Genomic DNA, 14,010 nt, shown 5'->3' with positions numbered 1-14,010 from the left:
ACGCGCGAGCGGTGGGGCGGAGCGCTGTCGTTCACCGAGATTCGCGCGGCATACGCCCAGACGTCGACAAGACCGACAGTGAGGAACCATATGGCTATCCCGCCTATTTCGACCTACACGATCCCGGAGATTCACGAGGTCCCCGAATCGAAGGTGTCCTGGCGCCTCGACCCCCGACGTTCCGCACTGCTGGTCCACGACATGCAGAACTACTTCATCGACGCGTACGACGTGCGGTCGGAGCCGATGTCGACTGCGATGGCGAACATGGTCCGGATCCGCGAACTGTGCTCGGAAGCCGGGATTCCCGTGATCTACACGATGCAGCCGGGCGACCAGCACCCGTCGCGCCGCGGCATCCTCGCCGACTTCTGGGGCCCTGGACTGACGTCGGGTCGCGATACCGAGGTCGTCGAGCCGCTCGTCCCCCGCGAGGGCGACATCCAGGTGACCAAATGGCGGTATTCGGCGTTCCAGCGCACCGACCTCCGGCAGTTGCTCGGCCACCACGGCCGCGACCAGTTGATCGTCACGGGCGTCTACACGCACATGGGCTGCATGCTGAGTGCCGCCGAGGCGTTCATGTCGGACGTGCAGCCGTTCCTGGTCTCCGACGCGACCGCGGATTTCAGCCGTGACGAGCACCTCATGGCCCTCACCTATGCGGCGAAGCGCTGCGGTTCGGTGACCACCACGGATGCGCTGGTCTCCGCGCTTTCGCCGCTCGAAGTCGGCTGAGCCGCCCCGAAGACCCCACTCCGGCGCAGCGCTTCGTTCCGAAGCCTGCGCCGGTGTCGGATCACCACAGCCCATGTGGTTAGGCTAACCTGACACGCTGAGTAGCTGAAAGCCCGAAAGCCCCAAGCCCGAAAGCCGAAAGCATCAGGAGTGCCTGTTAGATGTCCCTTTCGATATCGTCGCCGTCCACCCTGCAGACCGGGGAGGACACGGCCGACGTCTGCTTGACCGCCGCCCAGCGCGAGCTGTGGGCCGGGCACCATCTCGACCCCACCCGGTCGGCCTTCACCACGGCCGAATACGTCGAGGTCGCGGCGCCCGTCGACATCGAAGCTCTCGCCGCGACGGTACGCACGGTGATCGTGGAGGCCGAGGTGCTCTCGGTCCGCTTCGAGGCCGAACCCGGTGACGATTCGGCCGATGTCGTCCAGGTGCACGATCGTCGCCACGCACCCGAACTCGAACGTCTCGAACTCGACCGGGCAGCCGCTCTCGAGTGGATGCGCGCGGACGTGCGCCGACCGCTCGATTACGACACGGCTCCCCTGGTGCGCACGGCCCTGATCACGACCGAATCCGGCGTGTTCTGGTACCTCCGCGCCCCGCACGCGCTGCTCGACGCGTACGGGTATTCGCTGCTCACCCGCCGCGTGGCGGCGCTGTACGCGGCCCGGCTCGCGGGCACCGAACCCCGGGCGGCAAAGTTCCCACCATTGCGGGCGCACGTCGGGGCGGCACGGGAATTCGATGCCGCGGCCCCCGACAGCGGCGCGCCGCATGCCGCCTCACGTCCGGTCGGATTCAGCGACACGGTGCGCCGGCCCGTCCCCGACCCGCATCGCTGCACGCTCGCGATCGAGCCCGCGGTGGCGAAGACCCTGCGTGACGCGGCCACCGCGCAGGCAACGACGTGGGCCGAGGCGGTCTATGCGGCCGCGGCCGCCTACCTCGGCGCCCACACGGGAGCGGAAGAAGTCCGGCTCCGCGTGCCGGTTCTGGCCCGGCAGGGCATCGAGCTGACGTCGCCCGTGACGGCCACGAACATTGTGCCGCTCCGCATTCCGCTCGACGCACGACCGACGTTCGCCGACGTGATCGGCCGGGTGGCTGCCGCACTGTCCGAGACGCGACCGTTCCAGCGCGTCCGCGACGCCGGGAGCCGCGCCACCGGCGGAGCGGTGGTGAACGTCAAACCGTTCGCCGCCAGAATCGCTTTCGGTCCCACGTCCGGGGCGGTGCATCAGCTCGCCACCGGTCCGGTGGAGGATGTGGTGATCTCCGTCTCGGGCGCCGGGGACGAGCTCACGCTCGAATGGGCCGGGAATCCCGAGGTCTACACGGACGACGAGATCCGGGACCACGCACACCGATTCGCGCACTACCTCCGAAACATCTCCGTGGCAGCAGAACCCGTCTCCGTGGTGGACGTCTGCGCTCCCGACGAACTGCCCCTGTGGTGGTCCGCCGCCGGCCTCGACCGGGCCACCGGCACGGCAGTTGCGCTTCCGGACAGCATCGTCTCCGCCTTCCTCGCCCAGGCGCGCACCCACCCGGACCGCGTCGCGGTGAACGATCTTTCGTACCGCGAACTCTCGAATCGCAGCGCCGCCCTGGCCCGGCAGCTGAGGTCGGCGGGCGCGGGGCGCGGCACCGTCGTGGCCGTCAGCCTCCCCCGCGGCACCGACCTGATCGTCGCCATCCTCGCGATTCTCCGCAGCGGCGCGACCTACCTGCCGATCGATCCGTCCTCCCCGGCCGAACGCGCGCGGTTCATCGTGCGGGATGCGCAGCCGTCGCTGGGAATCGGATCCGCCGACCTGCTCGGCGGCCTCCCCCGGATCGAGGAGGACGCGGAACAGTCCGCCGGCGGTGAACTCGGGAACGAAGTGTGCGCGGACGACATCGCGTACATCATCTACACGTCCGGATCCACCGGTGTCCCCAAGGGCGTTCCGATTCCCCACCGTAACGTGATGCGACTGTTCGACGTGTCCCGCGAATGGTTCACGTTCACCGAGGACGACTGCTGGCCCCTGCTGCACTCGTACGCGTTCGACTTCTCCGTCTGGGAGATCTGGGGTGCGCTGCTGCACGGCGGCCGCCTCGTCACGGTCGACGAGGCCACCCTGACGTCGCCGGCCGACCTCGCCGCACTTCTCGTCGACGAGGGCGTGACGGTGCTGAACCAGACGCCGTCCGCGTTCGGGCATCTCGTCGACGCTCTCGTCCGCGCGGACTCGTTCGACCGGCTACGACTGCGGTACGTCGTGTTCGGCGGTGAGGCTCTCGATCCCGCCGTCCTGCGATCCTGGTTCGCCGCGACCGGTCCGGATGCGGGAACCGAACTGGTCAACATGTACGGAATCACCGAGACCACCGTGCACGTCACCGCCACGCAGGTCACCGCCGCCGACGTCGTCGACATCGGCGTTCCGCTCGGCGACCTCCGCACGTACGTTCTCGGACCGGGGCTGCGCCCCGTGCCGCCGGGCGTGACCGGCGAGATCTACGTGTCCGGCCCCGGACTGTCCCCGGGCTACCTCGGGCGTCCCGACCTGACGTCGGGACGGTTCGTCGCCGACCCGTTCGCCCCCGGCGGGACGCGCATGTACCGCACCGGCGACCTCGCACGGTACGACGCGACAGGCGCTCTCCACTACCACGGCCGGATCGACGACCAGATCCAATTGCGCGGTTACCGTGTCGAACTCGGCGAAATCAGCGCGGCGATGACTGCGGTGCCCGACGTGCAGGCAGCGGTGGCCACGGTGCACGAGCAGACCGACGGCGACCAGCGGATCGTCGGGTACGTCGTTCCCCGGCCCGGCAGCGAGCACGACGCCATCGAGGAGGAGGTACGCGCGCACCTGGTCCGCTCCCTGCCCGGGTACATGACTCCGTCCGCACTGGTGGTGCTCGACCGATTGCCGTTGACCCACAACGGCAAGGTCGACAAGGATGCGCTGCCCGCCCCCCGTTGGCTCGGACAGGCCGGCGACACTCCGCGGACCGACACCGAAGCCTGGATCCTGCCGCTGTTCACCTCGGTGCTCGGCGCCGAGCAGGTCGGCGTCCACGACGACTTCTTCGCGCTCGGCGGAAACTCTCTGCTCGCCGCTGCTCTCGTGTCCGCGATCACCGCGGAACTGGGTGTGCCGCTGCGGGTTGCGACGGTCTTCGAGAATCCCACCGTGGCCGCCGTGGCCGCGCAGCTGGAGGATGCCGGCGAGCGGGTGTCGGCGAGCAGGCCGTCCCCGCGGGATCTCCCCGAGGGCGCGCCGGTGCCGTTGTCGCCCGCGCAGGAACGCCTGTGGTTCCTCGACAGCGCGGCCGGCGGCGGAACGTACCTGCTGGCGCTGGCCGTCGATTTCGGGGAAGGCCTCGAGCCCGACGCCCTGTCCGCGGCGCTCGCGGACGTCGTGACCCGGCATCAGTCGTTGCGGACGGTGTTTCCCCTCGTCGATGCGGTGCCCCACCAGGTCGTGCTTCCCGCCGGAAACGCGAAGGTCCGGCTCGAACGTGTCGACAACGTCGGCAACATCGAGGGGCACATCGCGGCGATGACGACGGTGGGGCTGGGGCTCACCGACCAGCCGCCGCTGCGCGCGGTGCTGTACGAACCGCAGCACACCCTGGTCCTGTTGATGCACCACATCATCGGCGACGAATGGTCGCAGTCGAAGCTCCTCGACGATCTCGCCTTCGCGTACAACGCCCGCCGCGCCGGACGGGCACCGGAGTTCACGCCGCTGCCGTTGCAGTACCCGGACGTCGCGGTGTGGCAACGCGAACGCATCGGCGCCGGACCCGAAGACGCGACCCCGCTGCTGACCGGCCAGCTCGACTACTGGCGTGGGCAACTCGCCGGTCTGCCGCTCGAGCTGGGCTGGCGCACCGACCGGCCGCGACCGGCCCTGCCCACCAACCGCGGCGCGAGCGTCCACCGTACGCTGTCGCCGTCGCTGCACGCGGCCGTCGAGTCGCTCGCCGCCGAGCGCCGAGCGAGCTTCTTCATGATCGTCCACGCCGCGGTGGCCGTGCTGCTCGAAAGGCTCGGCGCCGGTGAGGACATCGCGCTCGGCGTCCCCGTCGCCGGTCGCAGTCACCCCGACCTCGACGCCATGGTGGGCTGCTTCATCAACACGGTGGTCCTGCGGACCGACGTGTCGGGCGACCCGACGTTCGACGAACTGCTGGACCGGGTCAGGGCCGTCGACCTCGACGCCGTCGACCACGCCGACGTGCCGTTCAACCGCATCGTCGAACTCGTCAATCCCCCACGGTCGTCGGCCCGCCACCCCCTGTTCCAGGTGATGCTCTCGCACTGGAAGCAGGACGGCGCCGCGGAGCGATTCGACGGGACGACCGCCTCCGTGCGGATGCTCGACGCGACATCCGCGAAATTCGATCTGGCGCTGCGCTTCCAGGAACGTCCGGACAGCGGCGGGGTCGACGTGACGTTCGAGTACTCCACCGAACTCTTCGATGCCGCGACCGTCGAATCCTTCGCGGACCGCCTCGGCGTGGTGATCGAGCGGCTCGTCGAGAACCACGAGCAGCGGATCGCCCGGCTCGACATCCTGACCCCGCAGGAGCGGGACCGGGTGCTCGGCGAATGGTCCCATGCGGAGCACTCCATCCCGGCGCGAACCTTCGACGAGTACTTCTCGGCGCAGGTGGCGGAGACACCCGGCGCCGAGGCCCTCGCCGTCGGCGCGGGCGTGCGGCCCGCGGTCTCCCTCACGTACCGGCAGCTCGACGAACGGGCGAACCGGATTGCCCACCTGCTGATCTCGCGTGGCGCCGGCCCCGGCGACGTGGTCGCGCTCGCACTCGACCGCTCCGCCGAGCTGATCGTCAGTGTTCTCGCCGTACTGAAGAGCGGTGCCGCGTACCTGCCCGTCGACCCCACGTACCCGGCCGACCGGATCGCGCACATGCTCGCCGACGGCGCACCGGTCGCGATCCTCACCTCCTCCGTCGGTGTGCCCGACCGCACCCCGCTGGGCACCGCCGTGCCCATACTCGACCTGGACGATCCGGACCTGCAGGCGCTGCTCGCCGACCAACCGGTCACCACGCCCACGGACGCCGACCGGAGCAGGCCGCTGCACCTCGACGACGCCGCGTATCTCATCTACACGTCCGGTTCGACGGGGGTGCCCAAGGGCGTCGTCGTCCCCCACCTGGGCATCGCGGATCTGTTGTCGCTGCAGTCCGACGTCATCGGCATGGACGAGAGCACTCGGGCGCTCCACTTCTCGTCCATCAGCTTCGACCTCGCGTTCTGGCAGATCATGTGGGGTGTGCTCTCCGGTGGAACGCTGGTGGTCGCGACGGACGCCGACCGTGTCCCCGGTGAGCCGCTCGCCCGCGTCATCAACGAACACGACGTGAACTTCGTTGGCGTGCCACCATCTTTCGCCGCCGCGTTCCCGCCGGAACATCCCATCCCGGACGGCGTCGACCTCATGCTGGGCGCCGAGAAGCTCACACCCCAGCTGATCGAACGGTACGCACCGGGACGCCGGCTGTTCAACGCGTACGGACCCACCGAGTGCACGGTCAACGCCACCCTGGCCCTCGTCGAACCGGGACACGAAGGTCCCGTCCCCATCGGCGTCGTCGATCCGGGCAAGCACGCCTACGTCCTGGACCACGCGCTGCGGCCGGTGCCTCCGGGCGTGTCCGGCGAGCTGTATCTCGCGGGCGACAGCGTCACCCGGGGCTACCGCAACCAGAGCCCCAAGACGGCGGAACGTTTCATCGCCGACCCGTTCGCGGAGCCGGGCAGCCGCATGTACCGGACGTCGGATGTGGTGTGGTGGGGCCGCGACGGCCAGATCTACTTCACCGGCCGCGCCGACTCGCAGGTCAAGGTGCGCGGATTCCGCATCGAACTCAACGAGATCGAGGCCGTACTGTCCGGTGACCCGGACGTCGAGCACATCGTCGTCGTGGTCCGCGAGGACCGCCCGGGCGATCAGCGGCTGGTCGCGTACGCCACGTCGGTGCCGGGCGGCCGGATCGACCCCGACCAGTTACACCGCCGTGCCGCCAGCAGGCTGCCCGACTACATGATCCCGGCCGCGTTCATCGCCGTCGACGAGTTCCCCACCCTCCCCAACGGGAAGCTCGACCAGTCGTCGCTTCCCGTTCCGCATCTGTCACTGCAGGTGTCCGAGCGGGGGCCGCGCACGGCGCGCGAAGAGGTGCTGTGCCAGTTGTTCGCCGAGGCTCTCGGTATCGAGCGGGTCGGCATCGACGACAGCTTCTTCGACCTCGGTGGCCACTCGCTGATGGCGGCCGGATTGATGAGTGCGATCTCGAAGCGGCTGTCCGTGAGCGCGACGGTGGCCTCCCTGTTCGCGGCGCCGACGGTGGCCCAGCTGGCCGGCCGTCTCGACGACGATCACGACGCCGACGCGCTGGCCGTCCTGCTGCCGTTCCGCACCGAGGGGTCCCAGCCACCGGTGTTCTGCTTCCACCCCGCAGGCGGAATCAGTTGGGGCTACTCGGGCCTGCTGCGGCACATCGACGACGACTACCCGCTGTACGGCGTGCAGGCCTCCAACCTGTCGACGTCCAAGCGGCCGCCGGAAACGCTCGAGGACATGGCCGCCGAATACATCGAGCACATGCGGACCGTGCAGCCGAAGGGCCCCTACCACCTCCTCGGATGGTCGCTGGGCGGTGTCGTCGCGCACGCCATCGCCGGTGCACTGCAGAACCAGGGGGAGGAACTGGGCATGCTCGTCATGCTCGACTCCTTCCCGTCGGACGCGTGGGCCTCGATGCCGACGGAGCAGGACGCGCTCGCCGCGCTGCTCTACATGGTCGGCTACGACCCGGAACCGCTCCTGGCGGATGGACTCGACCGGCAGCAGGTGATCGACATCCTGCGCGGCGAGGGCAGCGCGCTGGCCGGGATCAACGAGCACACGCCGGCCGCGATGATCGACAACTTCGCGAACGCCGTGCGCCTCGAATCCGAACCCTCACAGATCGTCGTGGACTCCGACATGCTCTTCTTCACTGCGGCCAGGAATCCTGCGACCGCGGCGACGTACGACTTGTGGCGGCCCTACCTGACCGGCACCATCGTCAACCACGACCTCGACTGCGAGCACAAGGACATGACTCAGCCCCGTTGGATCGGCGAAGTCGGCTCCGTCGTGAACGAGGCTCTCGTCTCGTTCGGCTCGCGCATGAACCCCATCAACAAAGAACAGGGAGATCGATGAAAACGTCCGGAAGATACTGGCGTAGAGCCGGAATCGTGATGATGGCGGCAACCGCGCTGTTCGCGGGTGCCTGCAGCGAGTCGACTTCCGACTCGACCGACGCGGCGGGATCCGCCACCGGACAGGCCGACGCGTCGGCCTTCCCCGTGTCGATTCCGTCGGCGCTCGGCACGGCGGAGATCACGGAGGCCCCGGAACGTGTCGTCACGCTCGGCTGGGGCAGCGAGGACGCGGCACTGTCGCTCGGCGTCGTGCCCGTCGCCGTGCAGAACATGAAGTCGGACACGGGAACCGACGACGGCCTGCTGCCGTGGTCGCGGGCGAGGCTCGAAGAGCTCGATCCGAACGCGGAACCCACGTTGCTGACGGCGTCGAGCAAGGAGATGCCGTACGAGCAGATCGCGGCGCTCAACCCCGACGTGATCCTGGCCGTGCACTCGGGCGTGAACCAGGAGCAGTACGACAAGCTGTCGGCCATCGCCCCCACCGTGGCGTACCCGGAGCGTCGCTGGGCGACCAGCTGGGAGGACCAGATCACCACCGTCGGCAAGGCCCTCGGCCGGTCGGCACAGGCCGAGGCACTGGTGACCCAGACTCAGGACACCCTCGCGCAGGCGAAGTCGCAGCACCCCGAGTTCGCCGGGAAAACGGTGGCATTCGGTAGCGGCACCGAGCCGGGATCGTACAACTTCTACTTCGACACCGATCCTCGCCTGAAGATGCTGGCAAGCCTCGGTTTCACGGTCGACCCGCTTGCTCAGCAGTTGCGCGAGAGCAGTGACCAGACCAAGTTCGCGGCTCCCGTCAGCCTGGAACTGCTGCCGACGTACAACCCGGACGTGCTGCTCGCCTGGTACCTGTCGCCCGAGCTGCAGAACGAGGTCCAGTCGAACCCGCTGTTCGCCGGGATGAAGGCCGTGCGCGACAACGCCTACGTCGGCCTTACCGATCCGCCGCTGGTGTTCGCGTCGAGCTCACCGAACGTGCTCAGCATGCCGTGGCTGCTGGACAAACTGCTCCCGCAGCTGTCGCAGGCCGCGAACAACGCTCAGGCCAGCTAATTCCCAGCTGACAGCGTCACTGTGCCGCTGCCGAGAGGTCATCCTCCTCGGCAGCGGCACTGCTGTAGGTGCGCAACCCCTTCAGGGTCAGGGCGAGGACCGCCAGCACCACGATGCCGCCCGCCCCGTAGAGCAGGAACGCCTCACGCGGACCCACCGCGGCTCCGACGGCACCTGCGACGAGCGCTCCGGCAGCCGAGCCCGTGGAGATCTGGGCGCCCCACACACCGGCGACGCGTCCGCGGTATTCCTCGGGCGTCTCGGTCTGGATGACGGCGTACCGGAGGATGTCACCGAGGACGCGGCCGAATCCGTGTGCGGCGAGCCCGAGGAACGTGACCGCGATCAGCGGGACGGCGCCGACGCCGATCAGCCCGGCCGACGCGATCATGGCCGCGAGGAACACGATCAGGCCACCGCGACGAGCAGTTCCCGTCCAGCCACTCGTGAGTGATCCGGTGAGGGCTCCGACCGCGGGGGCGCTGTAGAGCAGTCCGGTCGCCGCCGGGCCGGCGTGGAGGACCTGGCTGGCGTAGGCGGGCAGCAGCACGTTCCAGCCGGTCAGCATCATGGCGCAGAACCCGACCAGCAGCGTCCCGCCGACGACGGAGTCCTTGGCGGCGTAGGTGAAGCCGCTGGCGATCGACCGCAGCGGACTCTCGGTGTTCTTGACCGGCGGCGGCAGCGACGGCAGCCTGGCGATGCAGTACGCGGTGATTCCCGAGGACACCGCGGCCAGAACGTAGTTGGTGCCCACGGACGTTGCCGCGATGATCACACCACCGATGGCTGGTGACGCGACCGTGCCGAGGTCGGCCATCACGGTCATCAGGGCACCGGCGGCGGCCATCTTGTCCTTGGGGAGCAGCGACGGGATCACCGCCATCAGCGCGGTCGCGGAGATGCCGCCGGCGAGCCCCTCGATCACGCCGCACAGGTAGATGATCCACAACTGGGGTGCGGGGAGGAACGCGTTGACCGCGAGAATAGCGAAGGCCACACCCGCTGCGGCGCGGGCGAGCGAGATGACCGGCCTGCGGTCGTACCGGTCGGCGATCACGCCTCCGAACAGGGTGCCGATGAACACCGACGAGCCCACGACGATGCTGGCCGCGCCCACTGCCAGTGTGGAATTCGTCATGTCGTACACCTGCAGCGGCACCGCCACCAGCAGCAGACCCAGACCGAAGATGGAGATTGTGCGGGCAATGAAGATATATCGGAACTCGCGACTCGTCCGTAGAGGCGTCAAGTCTATTGCGTATCGCGATAATCCGGCCATTGTCATCCATTCACATTCGGTTGCAACAGCTCTCCGTTTCGCCGTTCGCGCGGAGAGCAACTATGCTTAGGCTTCACTAACCCAGCAACCTACCCCATGTCGTCGAATCGGCTCAACGGGCCGCGGTTCGACCGACGCACCGGAGGATGACAGTGAGTTCCGCTCCCAGCACAGTTCCGACCCGCGACCGAATCCGCGCCGACGTAGCCGACGTGCTCGACGTCCCGGTCGCCGAGATCGACGATTCCGCGAACCTTCTCGACGAGGGAATGGACTCCGTGCGCGTGATGGCGCTGGTCGAACGATGGCGAGCGGACGGCGTGCAGGTGGATCTCGTGGACCTCGTCGGCGAGCCGACACTCGACGCCTGGTTCGAGGTCACGGCAGCGCGATGAACGGTTCCACCGCCTACTCTTGATCCGGCTGGTCGATCCCAGGGTCGGCCCGGACACGGGAGGATGCGAGGGGACATGGCTCACGAAACCAGCGGTGCAGGCAGGATGAGCGTACTCCGGACACCACGGTTCTGGATCGCTCCCCTACTCCTCGTCTCCGTCGTCATGTCCCTGCTCGCCGCGCTGTACATGGGGGGAATGCTCAATCCCCCCAAGCATCTCAACCACTTCCCCATCGCCCTCGTCAATCAGGACGAGGGCGACACCATGCCCAACTCCGATCCGCCGCAACAGCAGAATTTCGGCGACCAGATCGCCGCAGGGCTCGTCGAGGGTGTCGATCCGAACAAGGTCGACCTCCGGCAGATCGGGATCGCGCAGGCCCAGTCCGCGCTGGACAACGGGGAAATCTACGGCGCGATCGTCATACCGAGCGACTTCACGAAGCGCACCTTCATCCTTGCCCAGGCGAGCGTGATCCCAGGGGACGTCGAACGTCCGGTGATCACGATCTACACGAACCCCCGCGCGGGCACGATCAGCGCGAACCTCGTCCAGAACATCGGTGAGATGGCATTGGACAAGGCCAATCAGACGATGGGCGAGCAGCTCACCACCCAGGTGACGCAGCAACTCCAGGCGACCGCCCCCGACCTCCAACTGTCGGGGGCCAGCCGGCTCGTACTCGACGACCCCATCGACGTGCGGGTCGTGGCCCACAACCCGCTGCCCGACGGCACCGGTTTCGGCCTGGCGGCGTTCTACTACGCGCTCCTGATCGTCCTGGCCGGTTTCACCGGTGCGACCATCGCGAGCACCCTCATCGACGGCATGCTCGGATTCACTCCGACCGAGGTCGGGCCGCTGTACCTGCACAACGAGGCGGTCCCGATCTCACGTTTCAACACCCTGCTGATCAAGTGGGCGGTGATGGTGCTGCTGGCGATGATCGTGTCGGGTCTGTACCTGTGGATCAGCTCCGCCCTGGGCCTGCCGATCACCGACCCGCTCGCCCTGTGGGAGTACGGCGCCTTCGCGATCGCCGCCGTCGGGATCACGGCGATGTCCGTGATGGCCGCATTCGGCAACCTGGGCCTGCTCATCAACCTGCTGGTGTTCGTCGTCCTGGCGTTGCCCTCGTCGGGCGGCACGATCCCACTCGAGGCGGCGCCGCGGCTGTACACCTGGCTCGGCGAGTTCGAACCGATGCACCAGATCTATATCGGGGTTCGCGCCATCATGTTCTTCGGCGCCGCGGGCGACGCAGGGCTCATCCACGCCGTGTGGATGACCCTCGCCGGCCTCGTCATCGGCCTCGTCTTCGGTGCCGTCATCACCCGGTTCTACGACCGCAAGGGTTTGCATCGCCGCCACAAGGCGCAGACCGAACCCGAACCGGTGGACGCAGCAGGGGCGTGAGTCACGCGGGCGTGGACGACCAGGCCGTGCCGAACTGTTCGTACCAGGGATGCGGGGCGGGCATCGCCGCCAGGATCCGTTCGACGAACCGATCGGGGTCGCCGAGTTCGGCGAGTCCGACTCCGCGGCGCTCGTAGTCGGCGAATTTGTCGTGCAGTCCGGCGATCACCTTGTCGGTCACCGTCTGCTCGAACTCTTCGATGGTTGCCATCGGATGCCCCTCCTTCCGGCGAGAAGCGTCTGCGTTTCAGTGTAGTGCCGACCTGCGGGTTTGCCCTCGTCCGGCGGCGGATTATCGACTGTCGGTGGCGCAGAGCAGACTGGGCCGGTGAGAATGGTCCTGGTTCCCGACGCCGATGGTGGCGCGACGACCGTTCGCACCGATCCTGCGGGCGTTCCGATCGAGTCACCCCGTCGCCATTCGGACGTCGTGGCGGCGGTCCGCGACATCGAGCTCACCGAACATCCCCGCTGGGTCTGGACGAGTACCGCGGCCGTCTACCCGGCGCTGATGCGGGCGGGGGTGCGGGTGCGGCGCTGCCAGGACCTCGCGCTCACCCAAGCCATCCTCAGCATGCGCGACGGTGTTCCCGCGCCACCGCCGGACGAACCCGTCGACGAACGCCCCGGCCTGTTCGAAACCACACCCACCACGGATCCGGCGCAGGTGGTGGCGGACTTCGCGGAACAGCGGAAGACGATCGGTGACGATGCACGGCTCGACCTGCTGGTGGCCGCCGAATCCGCGGGAGCGCTGGCCGCCGCAGAGATGAGTTTCGACGGGCTGCCGTTCTCCAGCCGTACCCATCGCACCTTCCTCGAGGCGGCGCTCGGGCCGCGGCCGGCCGGGTACGACCTCCCGCAGCGCATCCAGGACGTGACCGTGGAGATCGGGGCAGCATTCGGCCGTCGCATCAACCCGGCGTCCCACGTCGAGGTCGTCGACGCGTTTCGCCGTGAGGGCATCGAACTCGCGTCGACCCGCAAGCACCTGCTGCGCGAGGTCGATCACCCCGCGGTGCCGCTGCTCCTGCGCCACCGGGATCTGTCGAAGCTGTTCAGCACTAACGGATGGCAGTGGCTGGACAGCTGGGTCCGCGACGACCGTTTCCGGCCCGTGTACGTCCCCGGCGGTGTGGTGTCCGGCCGCTGGGCGAGCCGCGGCGGCGGCGCACTGCAGATTCCGAAACCGCTGCGGTCGAGCGTGATCGCCGACCCCGGTCACACGTTCGTCATCGCCGACGCCGGCCAACTCGAACCCCGCATCCTGGCCGCCATGTCGGGTGACGCCCGCATGGTCGCCGTCGCGGGCGCCGACGACCTGTACGCACCGGTCGCGGCGGAGACGTTCGACGGCGATCGGGGCAAGGCGAAGGTCGCGATCCTCGGTGTCCTGTACGGCGCCACCGCAGGTGAGGCCCGTTCCCTGCTCACCCTGCTGCGCACCCGCTTTCCGGTCGCCGTCGAATATGTGGAAAGGGCGGCCCGCGCCGGAGAACGCGGCGAGGTCGTGCACTCGTGGCTCGGCCGGGCGTGCCCGCCCCCGTCCCCCGATTTCTGGTCGCACGGCGACGCGCGTTCCCGCGGCCGATTCACCCGAAACTTCGTGGTGCAGGCCACGGCATCCGAGTGGGCACTGTGCGTTCTCGCGGACCTGCGGCGCCGACTGGCCGACGACCCGGACAGCGAACTCGTCTTCTTCCAGCACGACGAGGTGATGGTGCATACCCGGGACCCCGAGTCGGCGACGCGGCACGTGCTGGGCGCGGTCGAGGTAGCCACCCGGTTGCTGTTCGGCGAGACGCGGGTGCGGTTCCCGATGGATGTGGCGGTGCGGGACTGCTACGCCGAAACGTCCGACGAGGCCTGAC

At 68.5% G+C, this 14,010-nt stretch carries 8 protein-coding genes; 6 read left to right on the top strand and 2 right to left on the bottom strand.

What is annotated here, in order from left to right; all coding sequences use genetic code 11:
• Positions 1 to 90 precede the first annotated feature (90 nt).
• The 3 genes from OYT95_RS27050 to OYT95_RS27040 all read left to right on the top strand — a co-directional run bounded on the left by OYT95_RS27050 (position 91) and on the right by OYT95_RS27040 (position 9,043).
• Positions 91 to 738: an isochorismatase family protein gene (locus tag OYT95_RS27050; protein ID WP_037230861.1), complete on the top strand. Its 648-nt coding sequence runs from the start codon at positions 91 to 93 to the stop codon at positions 736 to 738.
• Positions 739 to 899: 161 nt separating this feature from the next.
• Positions 900 to 7,982, top strand: coding sequence for an amino acid adenylation domain-containing protein (locus OYT95_RS27045; RefSeq protein WP_268789615.1), 7,083 nt, complete (start codon positions 900 to 902; stop codon positions 7,980 to 7,982).
• Positions 7,979 to 9,043 carry an iron-siderophore ABC transporter substrate-binding protein gene (locus OYT95_RS27040; RefSeq protein ID WP_268789614.1) on the top strand — a complete coding sequence of 355 codons (1,065 nt, stop codon included), beginning with the start codon at positions 7,979 to 7,981 and terminating at the stop codon, positions 9,041 to 9,043. The genes OYT95_RS27045 and OYT95_RS27040 overlap by 4 nt, the downstream gene beginning before the upstream one ends.
• Positions 9,044 to 9,059: 16 nt before the next feature.
• Here OYT95_RS27040 and entS read toward each other — a convergent pair whose 3' ends face one another.
• A complete protein-coding gene (gene entS, locus OYT95_RS27035; protein ID WP_037230872.1) occupies positions 9,060 to 10,325 on the bottom strand; it encodes an enterobactin transporter EntS in 1,266 nt (421 codons plus the stop codon).
• A gap of 146 nt (positions 10,326 to 10,471) precedes the next feature.
• Here entS and OYT95_RS27030 point away from each other — a divergent pair, with 146 nt between their 5' ends.
• Together OYT95_RS27030 and OYT95_RS27025 are read left to right on the top strand one after the other, a co-directional pair.
• On the top strand, positions 10,472 to 10,720 hold the full coding sequence (locus OYT95_RS27030; RefSeq protein WP_037230874.1) for a phosphopantetheine-binding protein: 249 nt from the start codon (positions 10,472 to 10,474) through the stop codon (positions 10,718 to 10,720).
• A gap of 75 nt (positions 10,721 to 10,795) precedes the next feature.
• A complete protein-coding gene (locus OYT95_RS27025; RefSeq protein WP_112302542.1) occupies positions 10,796 to 12,139 on the top strand; it encodes a YhgE/Pip domain-containing protein in 1,344 nt (447 codons plus the stop codon).
• Position 12,140: 1 nt separating this feature from the next.
• Here OYT95_RS27025 and OYT95_RS27020 read toward each other — a convergent pair whose 3' ends face one another.
• A complete protein-coding gene (locus OYT95_RS27020; protein ID WP_128641443.1) occupies positions 12,141 to 12,350 on the bottom strand; it encodes a hypothetical protein in 210 nt (69 codons plus the stop codon).
• A gap of 123 nt (positions 12,351 to 12,473) precedes the next feature.
• On the opposite strand from OYT95_RS27020, the gene OYT95_RS27015 reads away from it, so the two are divergent.
• Positions 12,474 to 14,009, top strand: a complete 1,536-nt coding sequence (locus tag OYT95_RS27015; protein ID WP_268792280.1) for a bifunctional 3'-5' exonuclease/DNA polymerase — start codon at positions 12,474 to 12,476, stop codon at positions 14,007 to 14,009.
• Position 14,010: the final 1 nt, after the last annotated feature.

Origin of the sequence: Rhodococcus sp. JS3073 (genome assembly GCF_026810085.1) — a bacterium.
Taxonomy (GTDB): Bacteria; Actinomycetota; Actinomycetes; order Mycobacteriales; family Mycobacteriaceae; genus Rhodococcus_F; species Rhodococcus_F wratislaviensis.
The sequence above is the reverse complement of the archived record's forward strand: the minus strand, read 5'-3'. Positions and strand labels throughout refer to the sequence as shown.